The organism is Bacteroides sp. ET71 (genome assembly GCF_023336905.1).
Classification (GTDB): domain Bacteria; phylum Bacteroidota; class Bacteroidia; order Bacteroidales; family Bacteroidaceae; genus Bacteroides.
The window spans coordinates 1-15,982 of the sequence record NZ_JAMBLS010000046.1 but is presented as its reverse complement, the minus strand read 5'-3'; the positions used below and the strand labels follow the sequence as shown (position 1 = coordinate 15,982).

The 15,982-nt window shown below is 44.4% G+C and carries 14 protein-coding genes; 9 read left to right on the top strand and 5 right to left on the bottom strand.

What is annotated here, in order from left to right; genetic code table 11:
• Positions 1-200 precede the first annotated feature (200 nt).
• The 9 genes from M3090_RS14290 (at position 201) to M3090_RS14250 (ending at position 9,012) form a co-directional block, all read left to right on the top strand.
• Positions 201-1,196, top strand: coding sequence for an AAA family ATPase (locus M3090_RS14290; protein WP_249057449.1), 996 nt, complete (start codon positions 201-203; stop codon positions 1,194-1,196).
• An 11-nt stretch (positions 1,197-1,207) separates the two neighbouring features.
• A complete protein-coding gene (locus tag M3090_RS14285) occupies positions 1,208-2,077 on the top strand; it encodes a DUF58 domain-containing protein (RefSeq protein WP_249057447.1) in 870 nt (289 codons plus the stop codon).
• An 11-nt stretch (positions 2,078-2,088) separates the two neighbouring features.
• On the top strand, positions 2,089-3,177 hold the full coding sequence (locus M3090_RS14280; protein ID WP_249057445.1) for a hypothetical protein: 1,089 nt from the start codon (positions 2,089-2,091) through the stop codon (positions 3,175-3,177).
• A gap of 36 nt (positions 3,178-3,213) precedes the next feature.
• Complete coding sequence (locus M3090_RS14275) at positions 3,214-4,197, top strand: vWA domain-containing protein (RefSeq protein ID WP_249057443.1); 984 nt, start codon at positions 3,214-3,216, stop codon at positions 4,195-4,197.
• Between the two features lie 37 nt (positions 4,198-4,234).
• Positions 4,235-5,257 (top strand): VWA domain-containing protein, encoded by a 1,023-nt coding sequence (locus M3090_RS14270; protein WP_249057441.1) that lies wholly within the window; start codon positions 4,235-4,237, stop codon positions 5,255-5,257.
• A gap of 26 nt (positions 5,258-5,283) precedes the next feature.
• Entirely contained in the window at positions 5,284-5,979 is a 696-nt protein-coding gene (locus M3090_RS14265) for a tetratricopeptide repeat protein (protein ID WP_249057439.1), read from the top strand.
• A 26-nt stretch (positions 5,980-6,005) separates the two neighbouring features.
• Positions 6,006-7,817, top strand: a complete 1,812-nt coding sequence (locus M3090_RS14260; protein WP_249057437.1) for a BatD family protein — start codon at positions 6,006-6,008, stop codon at positions 7,815-7,817.
• 11 nt (positions 7,818-7,828) lie between these two features.
• Positions 7,829-8,650 carry a tetratricopeptide repeat protein gene (locus M3090_RS14255; RefSeq protein ID WP_249057435.1) on the top strand — a complete coding sequence of 274 codons (822 nt, stop codon included), beginning with the start codon at positions 7,829-7,831 and terminating at the stop codon, positions 8,648-8,650.
• A gap of 101 nt (positions 8,651-8,751) precedes the next feature.
• Positions 8,752-9,012 carry a DNA-binding protein gene (locus M3090_RS14250; RefSeq protein WP_249057433.1) on the top strand — a complete coding sequence of 87 codons (261 nt, stop codon included), beginning with the start codon at positions 8,752-8,754 and terminating at the stop codon, positions 9,010-9,012.
• Between the two features lie 261 nt (positions 9,013-9,273).
• On the opposite strand, the gene M3090_RS14245 is transcribed toward M3090_RS14250, so the two are convergent.
• From M3090_RS14245 to M3090_RS14225, 5 genes are all read right to left on the bottom strand, one after another.
• Complete coding sequence (locus M3090_RS14245) at positions 9,274-10,527, bottom strand: ABC transporter permease (protein ID WP_249057431.1); 1,254 nt, start codon at positions 10,525-10,527, stop codon at positions 9,274-9,276.
• Between the two features lie 3 nt (positions 10,528-10,530).
• The gene (locus M3090_RS14240) at positions 10,531-11,838 is read right to left on the bottom strand and encodes an ABC transporter permease (protein WP_249057429.1); all 1,308 of its coding nucleotides are present in this window, start codon (positions 11,836-11,838) and stop codon (positions 10,531-10,533) included.
• A gap of 176 nt (positions 11,839-12,014) precedes the next feature.
• Complete coding sequence (locus M3090_RS14235) at positions 12,015-13,331, bottom strand: ABC transporter permease (protein WP_249057427.1); 1,317 nt, start codon at positions 13,329-13,331, stop codon at positions 12,015-12,017.
• Between the two features lie 5 nt (positions 13,332-13,336).
• On the bottom strand, positions 13,337-14,620 hold the full coding sequence (locus M3090_RS14230) for an ABC transporter permease (protein WP_249057425.1): 1,284 nt from the start codon (positions 14,618-14,620) through the stop codon (positions 13,337-13,339).
• A gap of 29 nt (positions 14,621-14,649) precedes the next feature.
• Positions 14,650-15,909: an ABC transporter permease gene (locus M3090_RS14225; protein ID WP_249057451.1), complete on the bottom strand. Its 1,260-nt coding sequence runs from the start codon at positions 15,907-15,909 to the stop codon at positions 14,650-14,652.
• Positions 15,910-15,982 lie beyond the last annotated feature (73 nt).

Genomic DNA, 15,982 nt, shown 5'->3' with positions numbered 1-15,982 from the left:
CTATTTAGAAACAAACTCTCTATTACGTTTATAAGTATATTGAACTTATATAACTCTGAAAGTAGTTAAATCTAAAGATTTGGCATTGTTTTTTCACTAAAATTAATTGGCCTGGTTAATTTATTCCCGTAATTTTGGAAACTCAAAGAAAGATAGAGTCAAATAATGAATAACAAGAAACATTAAAAGCAAATAAATTTATGGCTGGAATAGTTGATATCCGCGAATTAAACGAACGAATAGAAAAGCAAAGTGCTTTCATTACGAATTTAACTACAGGTATGGATCAAGTTATTGTGGGGCAGAAGCATTTGATAGAATCTTTATTGATAGGATTATTATCAGATGGACATGTTTTGCTTGAGGGTGTACCTGGCTTGGCTAAGACATTGGCTATTAAGACACTGGCATCATTGATTGACGCACAATATAGCCGTATTCAATTTACTCCGGATTTGTTGCCTGCAGATGTAATAGGTACAATGATATATAGCCAAAAGGATGAAACTTTCCTTGTGAAAAAAGGACCGGTTTTTGCCAACTTTGTACTAGCCGATGAAATTAACCGTGCACCAGCTAAAGTCCAGAGTGCTTTATTGGAAGCTATGCAAGAGCGCCAAGTAACTATTGGTAAAGAAACATTCCTTCTTCCAGAGCCTTTTTTAGTAATGGCTACTCAAAACCCCATAGAGCAAGAAGGTACTTATCCACTTCCAGAAGCTCAAGTAGACCGTTTTATGTTAAAAGTTATCATTGATTACCCCCAAATAGAAGAAGAAAAACAAATTATTCGTCAGAATATAAATAGTGAAAAGAAATCTGTTAAACCGATTCTAAAAGCAGAAGAAATCATAGAAGCACGTAAAGTGGTGCATCAAGTTTATTTGGATGAGAAAATTGAAAAATATATAGTTGATATTGTTTTTGCAACACGCTATCCGGAAAAATATGAATTAAAAGATTTAAAAGGCATGATTGGCTTTGGAGGTTCTCCTAGAGCCTCTATCAATTTGGCTTTGGCTGCACGAAGTTATGCGTTTATTAAACATCGCGGCTATGTTATACCAGAGGATGTTCGTGCCGTAGCTCATGATGTATTACGTCATCGCATCGGGTTGACTTATGAGGCAGAAGCAGACAATCTGACTCCAGATGAGATCGTAAGTAAAATATTGAATAAAGTGGAAGTGCCTTAATTATTTGGCGGATGGAAACAACAGAATTATTGAAGAAAGTCCGTCAAATTGAGATAAAAACGAAAGGCTTGTCCAACAATATTTTTGCGGGACAATACCATTCTGCCTTCAAGGGTAGGGGTATGGCTTTTTCGGAAGTACGTGAATATCAATTTGGCGATGATATACGTGACATAGATTGGAACGTAACTGCACGCTTTCATAAGCCTTATGTAAAAGTATTTGAAGAAGAGCGTGAATTAACAGTAATGCTTTTAGTAGACGTTTCCGGGAGTTTAGAGTTCGGTACAGTTAAACAGATGAAAAAAGATATGGTAACAGAGATTGCAGCTACTTTAGCTTTCTCTGCCATCCAAAACAACGATAAGATTGGTGTGATTTTTTTCTCAGATCGTATCGAAAAATTTATTCCGCCTAAAAAAGGCAGGAAACATATACTTTTTATTATTCGGGAATTGTTAGACTTCCATCCTCAAAGCCGGAGAACAAATCTTCGAATAGGTATAGAATACCTGACTAATATTATGAAGCGTCGATCTACGGTTTTTGTTTTATCCGATTTTATAGATCAAGAAAATTTCCTTAATGCTTTGACCATAGCTAATCGCAAACACGACATGGTCGCCATTCAGGTTTATGATCGTCGTGTAGAAGAACTTCCTTCTGTTGGATTGATGAAAATAAAAGATGCAGAAACTGGTCATGAACAATGGATAGATACATCATCTAAAGCTGTGCGATATGCTCACCGTGAGTGGTGGATAAATAAGCAGGCAGAATTGAATGAAGTTTTTACTAAAAGTAATGTTGATAATGTTTCGGTGCGTACAGATCAAGACTATGTAAAAGCTTTGATGAACTTGTTTGCAAAACGTAATTAAAAAACAAAAGAATGAAAAAAAAAGGCATTCTATTTCTTATTTTACTGTCAATCATTGTAGGAAGACATAAGGCTTCAGCGCAATCTGTGATTGTAGATGCAACAATTGACTCTTTACAAATTTTCATTGGTGATCAAGCTAAAATAAAACTTCAAGCCACTTTCGATGCTGATAAACAAGCTATTTTCCCCATCTATCCAGATACATTGGTACATGGAGTAGAAGTATTGGATATAGCCAAACCCGACACTCAATTGTTAAACAACGGCCAGCGTGCGGTTGTAACACAAATTTATACTATCACATCTTTTGACTCTGCTCTCTATTATCTTCCTCCAATGGAAGTATTAGTAGACAATAAGCCTTATTATTCTAAAGCATTAGCCTTGAAAGTTTATTCAGTCAATGTGCCATTAGATCCCGAAAATCCAGAACAGTTTTTTGGTCCTAAATCAATAATGAAAGTTCCTTTTACATGGGAGGATTGGTATGTAGCTATCATAATGGCAATTCTATTTATTCCATTTCTTTTACTCTTAATATATCTTGTTAAACGAATTCGAGATAATAGACCGATTATTCGCAAAATAAAAGTAGAACCTAGGTTGCCGGCACACCAAATAGCGATGAAAGAAATAGAGCGTATTAAGGCTGAGAAAATTTGGCAAAAAGGGCAACCAAAAGAATATTACACGGAATTGACTGATGCTTTGCGTACATATATTAAAGAACGTTTTGGATTCAATGCATTAGAAATGACATCTTCAGAAATCATTGAACAGCTTATGAAAATTAAAGATAAAGAAGCCATTTCAGATTTACGCATTTTATTCCAAACTGCAGATTTGGTAAAGTTTGCTAAACACAATCCAATGATGAATGAGAATGACGCAAATCTTATTAATGCTATTGATTTTATTAATGAAACAAAAGAAAAAGAAGAGATAAATGCTAAACCAAAGCCAACGGAAATAACTGTTGTGGAGAAACGTTCTCTACGTACTAAATTGTTGTTAGGAACTGGAATTTTACTCTTGGCGATAGTTATAATATATTCTATTATATACATAGTTGCTGAACTTTATAACTATTTTGCCTAAACTACATTAGGGAACATCATTCTAATATTCTACATTATGATCTTTGCTAACATTGGATATTTATTTTTATTAATATTGTTAATACCATATATAATATGGTATATCATGAAACGAAAAAGAAATGAAGCCACAATCCAAATTTCAGATGCACGTGTATACGCTCATACACCTAAGAGCTATAAAAACTATTTGCTTCATGTTCCTTTTATATTAAGAATCATTGCGCTAATATTAGTTATAATTGTCTTAGCGCGCCCGCAAACGACAAATAATTGGCAGCAAAGTGAAATTGAAGGTATTGACATTATGCTGGCGATAGACGTATCGACTAGTATGTTAGCAGAAGATTTGAAACCTAATCGTTTAGAGGCTGCTAAAGAAGTTGCCGCAGAATTTGTGAACGGACGTCCAAGCGACAATATTGGCATTACACTTTTTGCAGGTGAAAGTTTTACACAATGTCCTTTGACTGTAGATCATGCAGTTCTACTGAATCTTATTAAGGACATAAAGTGTGGGATTATAGAAGATGGGACAGCTGTCGGCATGGGTATAGCCAATGCTATTACAAGATTAAAAGATAGTAAAGCAAAATCTAAAGTCATTATTTTATTAACAGATGGCACAAACAATAGGGGAGATATTTCTCCTTTAACAGCAGCTGAAATGGCAAAAAGTTTTGGTATTCGTGTCTATACTATTGGTGTTGGTACTAATGGTACTGCGCCTTACCCTTATCCAGTTGGTGGTACTGTGCAATATATAAATGTTCCTGTAGAAATAGATGAGAAAACTCTAACGCAAATAGCAGGTATTACTGAAGGGAATTATTTTCGTGCAACAAGTAATTCAAAATTAAAAGAAGTTTATGAAGAAATTGATAAGTTAGAGAAAACGAAATTAAATGTAAAACAATACAGTAAACGCCAAGAAGAATATCAATTATTTGCATTAGCTGCTTTTTTCTGCGTCTTACTCGAAATATTGTTACGCAATTCTGTTCTTAAAAAAATTCCTTAAAGTTTTTATAGCGTTGAATCACAGAAAAAATATAAAAATGTTTCGATTTGAAGAACCTACATACTTATATTTGTTGCTACTTATTCCAGTATTAGCAGCATTTTACTTATATTCCAATTATAAAAGGAATAAAGCAATATGCCGTTTTGGAGATCCGGTATTGATGGCGTCGTTAATGCCTGAAGTTTCTAAATACCGTCCAAATGTGAAGTTTGCTATTATGTTAACCGTTATAGGCTTGTTCGCGGTCTTGTTGGCTCGTCCTCAATTCGGTTCCAAACCTGAGACAATCAAAAGACAAGGGATAGAAGTAATTATTGCACTAGATATTTCTAATTCAATGTTAGCTCAAGATGTTCAACCTAGTCGTTTGGAAAAAGCAAAGCGTATTGTTTCGCAATTGGTAGATAAAATGCAGAATGATAAAGTAGGTATGATTGTTTTTGCAGGTGATGCATTTACTCAGCTCCCTATCACGACTGACTATATTTCAGCAAAGATGTTTTTAGAAACTATTGAACCTTCTCTTATCTCCAAACAAGGTACAGCTATTGGGGCTGCGATAGATTTAGCAAATCATAGCTTTACACCTAATGAAGAAGTTGGGCGTACGATTATTCTTATTACTGATGGGGAAAATCATGAGGGAGGTGTAAACGAAGCTATCAAACGAGCAACGGAGAAAGGCATCCAGGTAAATGTTCTTGGTGTAGGTTCGCCAGAAGGTTCTCCAATTCCTTCAGATGAAGAGAATGACTATAGGCGTGATCGCGATGGAAATGTCATTATAACACGTTTAAACGAGCAAATGTGTCAAGAAATAGCTCAAATTGGGAAGGGGATATATGTGCGAGTAGATAATACGAATAATGCACAAGAAGCTATTAATAAAGAGATTAATAAATTAGCAAAAGCGGACGTAGAAACACAGATTTATACTGATTTTAATGAACAGTTTCAATATATAGCATGGATTATTCTCATTTTATTGTTCGTTGAAATGTTAATTTTAGAATGTAAAAATCCATTATTTCGTAATATACATTTGTTTTCTAAATAAATATTTAATTAAAACAAGAGATTATTATGACACATGACAGATATATCTGGTTGACTTTATTGCTTTTTACATCCATGTCTGCTTTTGCTCAGAAAGCAGAACGTGATTATATCCGCAAAGGAAATCGTTGCTTTAAAGATAGTATTTATGTAGACGCAGAAATTAATTATCGAAAAGCCCTAGATGTAAATCCTCAATCGACTATAGCGATGTTTAATTTGGGAAATACTCTTCTTTGGCAAAATAAACAACAAGAAGCCATGGAGCAGTTTGTAAGTGCTGCACAGATAGAAAAAGATAAAGATAAAAAAGGAAAAATTTTTCATAATATAGGGGTTATCTTTCATAGTCAAAAAGAATATGCAAAAGCTATTGAGGCATATAAAGAATCACTTCGTAACAATCCTAAAGATGATGAAACCCGTTATAATCTAGCTTTAGCTCAAAAAATGTTGAAAGATCAACAACAAAATCAGAAAGAAGAACAAAATCAATCTCAACAGCAGCAACAGCAACAAAATTCAGATCAGAATCAAAAGGAACAAGAAAATCAAAAACAGAATCAACAGCAACAATCTAAAGCTGAAGAAAAAGAAAATCAGATGTCCAGAGAAAATGCAGAACAATTACTAAGGTCTGTGATGCAAGATGAAGAAAACACACAGGATAAAGTAAAGAAACAACAAATAATTCAAGGGGGACGTTTAGAAAAAGATTGGTAAAGAGATTAAATGATAATAAATATATTATGAACAGAATATTGTTTTTATGGATATTCATGCTAACAATAAAATTGTCAGCATGGGCTAATGGGGAAGTTACATTTACAGCTTCAGCAACACCTGATGCCGTTGCTGTGGGAGAACAATTCCGTTTGTCTTATACAATTACAACACAAGACATAAGAGATTTTAGAATACCATCAATTAAAGGATTTGATGTCTTAATGGGCCCCAGTCGATCACAACAAAGTAGTGTACAAAGAATAAACGGGAAAACTACTTCTACTAACAGTATAACTTTTACTTATATTCTGTTAGCGACATCAGAAGGTAATTTTACTATACCTGGTGCTACAATCACGGCTAATGGAAATCAAATGATATCTAATGCTGTAAATGTTAAGGTTCTGCCAGCAGATGAAACTTCCAATCAAAAAAAGGATACAAATAAAACAACAATTTCTAGTAATGATTTATTTGTTACAGCTACCGTCAATAAAACACATGTTTATGAACAAGAAGCTATTTTGTTGACATACAAAATATATACCCAAGTTGATTTACGTGCTTTTGATAACATTAAATTACCAGATTTCAAAGGGTTCCACTCACAAGAAATAGAATTGCCTAATAATAGAAGATGGGGATTGGAACATTATAAAGGGAGGAACTATCAAACTACTATTTATCGACAATTTGTACTTTTCCCACAACAAACTGGCAAGCTAACTATTGACGCTGCTCGTTTTGATGCATCTGTTGCTGTTGTATCTAATCAATCAATGGATCCTTTCGATGCATTTTTCAATGGTGGTGGAAATATTATAGAAGTAAAGAAATCATTATTCACACCCAAACAAATAATTGAAGTACAACCTCTTCCTAATAAGCCAACTAATTTTTCAGGTGGAGTAGGGGAGTTTAATATTACTTCATCTATCAATACGTCCAACGTTAAAACTAATGAGGCTATTACTGTAAAATTAGTTATCTCTGGCACAGGTAATTTGAAACTAATTACAGATCCTGAAGTAAAATTTCCTGAAGATTTTGAAATTTATGACCCTAAAAGTGAGAACAATTTCCGTTTAACTAATGCAGGACTTTCAGGAAATAGAACAATTGAATATTTAGCCATTCCCCGTAATCCTGGCAATTATAAGATTCCTGCTATTGAATTTACATTTTTTGATACAAGATCGCACTCATATAAAACTTTGAGAACAGAAGATTATCAAATTCAAGTAGAAAAAGGACAAGGGAATGTTACACAAACTGTGGTGAACAGTTTCTCAAATAAAGAGGAACTTAAGGTTTTGAATGAGGATATTCGTTTTATCAAGCAAAATGATGTTATATTAATTCCACGTGGACAATTCTTTTTAGGAACCTTCTATTATTGGTTATTTTACTTAATTCCACTGGGTATTTTTATTTTTCTTTTTATTATTTATCGTAAACAAATTGCGGCTAATGCTAATGTAGCTAAAATACGTACTCGTAAAGCTAACAAGGTAGCTGTAAAACGATTAAAAATATCTGGACAGTTTTTGTCTATGAATAAGAAAGATGAATTTTATGATGAAGTATTAAAAGCTCTTTGGGGGTATGTAAGTGACAAGCTTAATATACCGATATCTCGACTTTCAAAAGATAATATAGAAGAGGAACTTCGTAATTATGGCGTAAATGATGAATTAATCAAAGAGTTCATAAATGTCTTAGACAATTGTGAATTTGCTCGTTTTTCACCTTCTGAAACCAATTCTGAGATGGATAAGATTTACGAAAACGCCTTGAGAATTATTAGTAACATGGAAAATTCTATTAAACAATAATTGCTACATATATGAAAAAGATATTTTTTATCATGGTTATATTATTGTTCTCTGAATTTGTTTGGGGACAAGAAAATAGGGATACTGTGCAAAGTGATACTTTATCTGTAATACAAGATGTTATAGACTTAAATAATAATGAAGCCGCGACCAAAGGAATGGGCGATAGTGCTTATATAAAGGGTGATTATCTAACAGCTATCCAAGTATATGAAAGTTTGCTTCAGCAAGGTGAATCAGCTGAAATATATTACAATTTAGGAAACAGTTATTATAAATCAGGCGATATTGCGCATGCTATTTTGAATTATGAACGTGCCCTTCTGCTTCAACCAGAAAATGGCGATATTCGTGCCAATTTAAAAATAGCCAATGCTAAAACTATAGACAAAATAACACCTATACCTGAGATCTTTTTTATAACTTGGATTAAGTCTCTAATAAACAGCTTAAATATTGATACATGGGCCAAACTTGGTATCATTTCCTTTATGCTATGCCTAATAGGTTTAGGGACATTTCTTTATATCAAGGCTATAAAATGGAAAAAAGTTGGCTTTATAGGAGGAATTACGTTATTAATTTTTGCTATGATATGTAATATATTTGCCTTTCAACAAAAAAAGAATATCATGGTACGCAATAACGCTATAGTCCTTTCGCCTAGTATTACAGTACGGAGTACACCTAGTGAGAATGGAACAAGTCTTTTTATTCTACACGAGGGGCACAAAGTAGAAATTAAAGACGGGTCTATGCAAGAATGGAAAGAGATTCGTTTAAAAGATGGGAAAGTTGGATGGTTACCTGCATCAAGTATAGAAATTATTTAAAATAAAAAATAATGGCTATTTATTTTGTTTGAGATGTTTTTTTTGCTAAGTTTATAGCGTTTTTAGTTAAGTAATTTTTTAACCTTCAAAATTGTAGACATATGAGAGCAATAACTTTTAATGAATTACGGAAGATCAAAGATTCATTACCGGATGGAAGCATGCATAGAATAGCTGATGAATTAGGATTAAATGTTGATACCGTTCGAAATTTTTTCGGAGGACAAAACTTTAAAGAAGGGAAAAGTGTAGGGATTCATCTAGAACCTGGGCCAGATGGTGGTTTAGTTATGATTGATGATACTACAGTTTTAGATTTAGCTTTAAAGATTTTAGATGAAATAGCACAAAAGGCTGAATAAGTTACCCCCTCATCAAATTTGATGAGGGGAATTTATGTATATATTAAACATAATATTGATTATTTCCATATCTTTGTAGCGAGCATTAGAGATAGCCACCCGGGTGGTGCCGGGAGTGAATGGTAAGTGCTTGGATATGTGCGATTTGCACGAAGCGGTAGGAAAAAACGTAACCTGCCGCCTCTTTTCATTTATTACTTTACTATTAAACAGCATTACGACATGGAAAACTATTGTATCTCTTCTATTGCATTCATTGTTTTATTCATCGTGCAGGGCTTCGGCTGGTACAATATGCATGACACGGTGAGCTGGATACCAGATGCTCAACGCTATGACACCGGCCAACATAATCACTGCTCCTGCGAAACAGACCAAAAAGCGTTCCCAAGAAGTATCGACCAGTGTATGTACAGTCAGGTCGGCCATTTGCAGATGTAGGGCGATGACAAGGGCTGGTATAGCTGCCAGCAACAATAGGCTCAATCCTTCTGCCAGGAAATAGCGCAGTACGGCTGTCTGAGAGCTGCCCATGGCCATGCGCAGGGCTATCTCGCAACGACGTTTGTGGGTGCGGTACCAGAAGGTGGCCAGAACGCAGAGGAAGACGTTGAATACAAAGAAGGCAGCCACGGCATAGGCTGTGTTGAGGTAGTTGACTGTGCCCTGCTGCACGTCGTAAGCGGCTTTCATGTCGTCGTAGGAACGGATGTAGTCCAGGTAGAAGATGCCCCGATCGAAGACGGACTGCATGTCGCGGCGGAAGCGTTCGGCAAAGCCGGCCACGTGGTCGGGCGAAACACGAATGGCTATGTTCTGCCAGAACAGGGCGTTGTCTAAGGGCAAGTAGATGAAGGGTTTGTAACGCTGGTAGTCGTCCAGCTTGTGGCGAGGCAGTACCGCCATTACCCGGTAATTGGTGAGCGGACGGTCTGAGTGCAGGAAGTATGGGTTGAAGCAGGTCTTGCCTACGGTTTCTGTAAGGGTGCGCGGATGGAAGAGTGAATCGGCCAGGTCGGCGCTCATCAGTACCGGCATGGGGTATTCTCCTGTGTTCCAACGGCTTTCGCCCAATGTTCCCGCCAAGGGTTTCAGCCTGAATACGTTGAAGTAAGAAGGGGTGACGTAGCGGATGAAGGTCCGTACGACGTGTGCCGAGTCGGTATGGGGGCTATAGCCTTCGAACATGTTGTTGTCCGAATAGGGAACGCAACCGTAGTAGGCGCATACCTCTTCCACTCCGGGGTAGTCCTTGATGAGATTGTACAGGTAGGTGAAGTCCTCACCCGCCCGCTGGTTGTCGGCGTCGTCTATCACCTCTATGGATTGGGTGCCGACCATGAGGTCGAACACGCAGTCCGTATCGTATCCCTTGGGCTGATGGAGTGCCCCTTCGTAATTGTATACCAGGTCGATGCCGTACCATAGCAAGACGGTCACCACCATCAGTTCTGCCCAAAGCCAGACATTGGCCCGGCGTTGATTCCAAATCTGCTGTAATATTTGTCTCCACATAGTTTATTCTCCTCCTACTAAAGTATATGATATGTTGTGATGCACGGCTATCCATGCGGGCAGCAAGGTTGACAGGGTGTTGAACACGAGGCAAACCAGGAGGGTGAGCATGAACAATACGGGCTGGAAGAAGAGGGAGGCTCCTGTGCGGATGCCTGACAGTTCCACTCCCCCACTTCCGAACAGCCAGGAGCTGCCCACCCATACCAGCAGGCATGCCAGAGCGTAGCCCAGTACGCCGCCTACGAGGGTGGTGGCGAGGCTTTCGGCAAACAGACGGCCGATGATGCCCGCGTTGGTAGCCCCGTAGGCCTTGCGGATGGCTATCTCGGGCAAGCGTCCCTGCATCTGCGTGTGCACCAGGCCGGAGATGCCGATGGCAGGCACTACCAGCAGCACGGCCAGCAACAGACCGTACACCAGCCGGGCGTCGATGCTGTTGTCGCGGAAGAAGGTGTATTCTGTATGGTCGTAGAGCGATACGTGGCTCAACACGAACTCGCGCCCGGCATGGTTCAGGACGTCCAAACGCCGTTCCACCTCGGCTCGTATAGCGTCTGGCGAAGCGCCGCGCCGGCGCAGGAGGACGGCATAGCGGAAGCCTCGCAATTCGCCGGCGGTGCCGATGGCCTGCGTCAGTCCGTCTTCGTTGGCCAGGGTGAACGGCGTCCACACGTCGGCATAGGCTGTCTGGAAGATGGAGCTGACGTCGCGCACCACGCCGACCACACGGACGGGCAGGAAGTCCATCAGTATCTCTTGGCCCACGGCTTGCCCGGCACTGCCGAACAACTGCCCGGCCAGGCGTTCGTTGATGACCACGAAACGGCGGCCTATGCCATCAGGCGTATCCGCATCTGCCTCCGAGGCGGCCCGTCCGGCGTCATACTCGGCCTGGGTGAAGGGGCGACCCGCCACGAAGTCATACCGGAAGAAGTCGAACCAATTGGCCGCCACCCGGCGGGTAAAGGCAGCATGGCGGTCGGACGAGGCTGGCAAGGTGCACAAGGACCTGTATAACCCGCCGTGCCACGTCAAGGTATCCACGCCCGGCAAGCCGGTAAACAAGGTCTCGAAGGCCAGGCGTCCCAGTCCCCCGTCGCCGAAGTTGTTCGTGCCGTCGGGACGGGAGACACGGCCACCCGTATTGTACATCATGCGGCTGCGCTCCGTTTCGGGGGCGACGTCGGCCGTACGGAAGTCATAGACCATCACGACCACCATGACGAAGGCCAAGGTGACGGCGGTGCCGATGACGCACACCGCGGTGTAGAAGCGGTGTTGGAAGATAAGATTCAAAAGTTGTTTCATACTGTATATCATTAGATATGAGTCATATAGGACTATCACCATCTATACCCGTGAGCGGGTAAAACCTACGCACGTGCGTAGCAGGCATCTACACACGTGCGCGACAATGACCTACGCACGTGCGCGACAGAGACCTACGCACGTGCGCGACAAAGGCCTACGCACGTGTGTGTCGGTTACTCGCCGTGCAGCGCCTCTGCAGGCTGTATCCGCATCGCACGCCACGCGGGGTACCAGATGCCGACGATAATCATCAGCGCCATCAACACCCATGAGCCAACGACCGCCACGGCGAAGCGTCCGCCCGTGAAAGACACCCGCTCCACGTCCACCAGCTCCGCCATGCCCACATTGAAGGCAATGGCCATGGCAGGCACGGCGGCCAGCGTGAGCAACAGCAGGCCCTCTGTAAGCAGCCGGCGGAATATCCCGCGGCGCGTCGAACCGAAACTCATGCGCAGGGCTATCTCTGAACGGCGGTGCTGCGTGCGGAACCAGAACGTGCCGATGACGCCGAGGAAGATGTTCATCAGCAGGAAGCCGATGATGCACAGCTGGGTGCGCACCTCGTTCACGTCGTCCATCTCCAGCGTGCGCTGCAGGTCGGTGAAGGGCCGCACGTCCAGCAGGAAAACGTTGCCCAGGGTATAGAGACGGTCGGCATCATCCAGCAGCTCGTCCATGAAGCGTTGTCCGGTGTCGGCATCGGGCGTGAGGCGCAGGGAGACCTGGACATAGAGCGGATTGCCCAACTGGCAGATATGCGAGTCTCGCAACTCAATGGCAGCCAGGGGACCGCCCCACTGCTCGGTGGTGCTGAAGTGCGACCAGCGCATCGGCTCGCAAATGCCTGCTACATGCAGATAGTCATCGCTTGTATAACCACCGTAAGGATAATCCTTGCCCAACATGGACAGGGCATCGGCATAGCCCAGGCTCGGGGTACGGACAGCGGAGACGAAGTTGTGCGAGAGGATGACGTGATTGCCACGACGATGCATGGCAGTAGCCAGCGAATCCGGACGGGTGGTCTGCACCGTACGACCGTCCTCCGTCTGCACTGCCACCCCCTGCAGGCGGAACAGCGGGAAAAAGTCTGGCTGCACCCATCGCTGCATGACGGTGACATTCGTACTGTCCACCCCCAGGGTCAGGCCGTTGCTGCCGTCGTTATAAGGGATGCTGTTCTGCGACACCGCCACATACTCCACACCGGGACGATGGCGCAGACGCTCCACAATCTCCAGCAGGTTCTTCATGTCTGCCTCCGTGTCGTCGTCCGCCCGGTAGCCGTCGGCCTGGGGCGTGAGGCGGTTGAAAGAGAGGTTGTAACAGTGTTCCGTATCAAATCCCATCGGCTGTAGCCAGGTGCGGAGGGTGACGTAGCTCCAGTCCACCAGATACCACAGCACGGCGAACACCACCAGCAGCTCGACGCCCAGCCAGAGGTTGGCCCGCCATTCGTTTCGTATTTGTCTCAGTAAGTCATTCATAATCATTACTCCTTTTGATTGATAGCTTCCACAATGTTCATCCGTGAGGCCCGCCAAGCGGGAAGGCCGGAACTGAGCAGGTTCATCAACAGGCAGAAGAAGAAGGCAGCGAGGAAGACCCACGGGCTGAGCAACTGTCCGGCTGTCAGGGTGGTCTCGCCCGCTAGATAAGCATTGGCCGAAGTGCCGAACAGGAAGCCGTTGAGCAGAAAGGTCGCCCCGTAGCTCAGTGCCAGTCCGATAAGGCCCGCAAGGATGGTCAGCAACAGGTTCTCTACGAACACCTGCCGCAGCAGTTCCACACCCGTAGCCCCGAAGGCTTTGCGCACACCAATCTCGGCCATGCGCTTCCGCATCCGGGAATGAGTCATGCCGCTCAGGTTGATGGCGGGCACAATGAGCAGGATGAGCAACACAGCCACGTAGCGCATCACCACGGAGGACATGTCGGGCACTTCGGCCCAGGTGCGGTAGAGGTGCGTGAACTGGGTGTCGGGCTGGCCCAAGTAGAAGACTCCGTATTCGGGTTGGGCGTCGTTATAGCGTTGGCGGAGGCGTTCGCACTCCTCGCGGATGGCGGGGAAGTCGGCGGGACTCTTGGCCAGAATAGCAGCGTGCATGGGTCCCATGAGGTTGAAGCCCCACGTGTTGGCCTCGGCGGTGCCAGTGGTGTAAGGTATCCAGACCTGGGCGTAACTGTCCGCCGCCAGCATCGACACGTCCGCCACGACGCCCACCACCTGGTAGTCCACATGGTTGAGCTGCAGGTGTTGCCCTGCCACGCCTTCCGTCCGTCCGAACAGGCGGCGCGCCACCGTGGCGGAGATGACCGTCCGCGGCAGGGCGCTCTGGAAGTCGGCCTCCGAGAAAGGCTTCCCGTCGAGGAAGCGGAAATGGAAGATGTGCCAGAAATCCGAGTCGACCTGCCGCATATCGGCAGTGAGCTTATCGCCCGCCGGGAGCGACGCGCGTACCTTGTCGACATCGGTATAGAGGGTGACGGCCTCGGGCATGGTGAGCGCCTTGAAGCATTCGCGACCGGTCTGCACGGACATGCGGGAGTTCATCCCGCCGTCCGTGGCGGTCTTAGGACGTGCGGTCATATTGGGCACGTAGAGTGTGCGGCTGCGGTTGACCTCCGGGGCGCAGTCGACGATACGGGCACGCAGGGTGATGACAACGACCATAATCATGCAGATGGACAAGGCCGTGCCCAGCAGCGAGACCCACGTGATGACGGGGTTCTCGCGGAGGTGATAGAGAGATTGTTGAAGATATTGTCTGAACATATTAAAGTAGTTAGTAATCAGTAGAAAGCCTATTCATCATGCAACGCCTCCGCCGGCTGCACCCGCATCGCCCGGCGAGCCGGATACCAGATTCCGACCACTATCATCAGCGCAATCAGCACAAACGAAGCCAGGGCGCAGAGCAGCAGGCGGTCCCACTCCAGCGTCGTGCCGTTGCGCCAGGCATTCAGTTCGGCCTTGGCCAGGTTGAAGTCGATAAGCAGGGCGGGCACAGTGACGATGAGCAGCAGGAACATCCCCTCGCACAGCAGGCGGGAGAACATGGCGCGGTCGGTGGCCCCGCTCACCTTGTGCAGGGCAATCTCGCTCCGGCGTTGCTGCGTGCGGAACCAGAAGGTGCCCAGCAGGCCGAGGAAGATGTTGAGCAGGAGGAAGCCCATGCCGATGCAATAGTTGCGCAACTGGTTCATTTCGCTCTGCTGGTAGTTGCGGCGGATGTCGACGAAGCTCCGTACGTCGCTGATGTAGACATTGCCCAGGCGGTACTGGCTCTCACTGTCGGCCTTCAGGCGTTCGATGAAGTCGTGGTCCTGGTCGGGACGGACGCGGACACACAGTTCGTTGTCGATGTTTATCCATCTCCCGCCTCCCATTCGGTCCAGTTCTTCGAGATTGAACAGGTAGGTGCGGCAGAAGCGGGCCTGCTCGAAGTCGTCGTAGCGCACGGGCTGGAGCGACGCGCCCAGGCGGAAGTTCATTGTCGTGTCGCCGAAGAGATGGAAGCCATCCTTGCCCGCCAGCGCGGTCATCCGGATGCCGTAGCGACTGAACAAGTTGTCCGATGCCAAGAAATCACCCCGACGGAGCATCTCGGCCAACTGTTCTGGCGTTTCACCCTGCATGCCTTGGTAGCGAAACACGCGCACGAAGTCGGGCGTCACCAGGCGGCGAACCACGTAGCTGTTGGTGCGCAGGGTATCATACTCGATGGGGTCACTGCTGTTGCTGCCATTGTAGGGGTAGGCGTTCTGCGAGAGGCTGACCACTTCCACCTCCGGGCGGTGGCGCAGGCGCTCGACCAATGTGCAAATGTCGTCCGCAGTATTCCTGTCGGTGTGGTAATCGGGGCTTTTATCCGTCAGCCGTCCCATCTCTATCAGGTAACAATGCTCGGTGTTGAAGCCACGCGGCTCCAAGTAAGTGGCCAGGCGGCAGTATAACAGGTCGATGATGTACCACATCACCACGCTGACCACCAGCAGTTCGAGGGCCAGCCACAGGTTGCCGCGCCACTCGTTTCGTATCTGTGTGAATAGTTTCTTTTGCATACTATATAATAATGAAGAATGAAGAATAATGATTTCAGTCGTGCGCCCCTGCTGGGGCATAACCCTGCATACC

Bases quoted from the DNA above. Each gene is read 5' to 3' on its own strand.
- M3090_RS14260 (WP_249057437.1), top strand. From the start codon at position 6,006: ATGAACAGAATATTGTTTTTATGGATATTCATGCTAACAATAAAATTG.
- M3090_RS14255 (WP_249057435.1), top strand. From the start codon at position 7,829: ATGAAAAAGATATTTTTTATCATGGTTATATTATTGTTCTCTGAATTT.
- M3090_RS14280 (WP_249057445.1), top strand. From the start codon at position 2,089: ATGAAAAAAAAAGGCATTCTATTTCTTATTTTACTGTCAATCATTGTA.
- M3090_RS14270 (WP_249057441.1), top strand. From the start codon at position 4,235: ATGTTTCGATTTGAAGAACCTACATACTTATATTTGTTGCTACTTATT.
- M3090_RS14265 (WP_249057439.1), top strand. From the start codon at position 5,284: ATGACACATGACAGATATATCTGGTTGACTTTATTGCTTTTTACATCC.
- M3090_RS14235 (WP_249057427.1), bottom strand. From the start codon at position 13,331: ATGAATGACTTACTGAGACAAATACGAAACGAATGGCGGGCCAACCTC.
- M3090_RS14240 (WP_249057429.1), bottom strand. From the start codon at position 11,838: ATGAAACAACTTTTGAATCTTATCTTCCAACACCGCTTCTACACCGCG.
- M3090_RS14285 (WP_249057447.1), top strand. From the start codon at position 1,208: ATGGAAACAACAGAATTATTGAAGAAAGTCCGTCAAATTGAGATAAAA.
- M3090_RS14225 (WP_249057451.1), bottom strand. From the start codon at position 15,909: ATGCAAAAGAAACTATTCACACAGATACGAAACGAGTGGCGCGGCAAC.
- M3090_RS14275 (WP_249057443.1), top strand. From the start codon at position 3,214: ATGATCTTTGCTAACATTGGATATTTATTTTTATTAATATTGTTAATA.
- M3090_RS14245 (WP_249057431.1), bottom strand. From the start codon at position 10,527: ATGTGGAGACAAATATTACAGCAGATTTGGAATCAACGCCGGGCCAAT.
- M3090_RS14250 (WP_249057433.1), top strand. From the start codon at position 8,752: ATGAGAGCAATAACTTTTAATGAATTACGGAAGATCAAAGATTCATTA.
- M3090_RS14290 (WP_249057449.1), top strand. From the start codon at position 201: ATGGCTGGAATAGTTGATATCCGCGAATTAAACGAACGAATAGAAAAG.
- M3090_RS14230 (WP_249057425.1), bottom strand. From the start codon at position 14,620: ATGTTCAGACAATATCTTCAACAATCTCTCTATCACCTCCGCGAGAAC.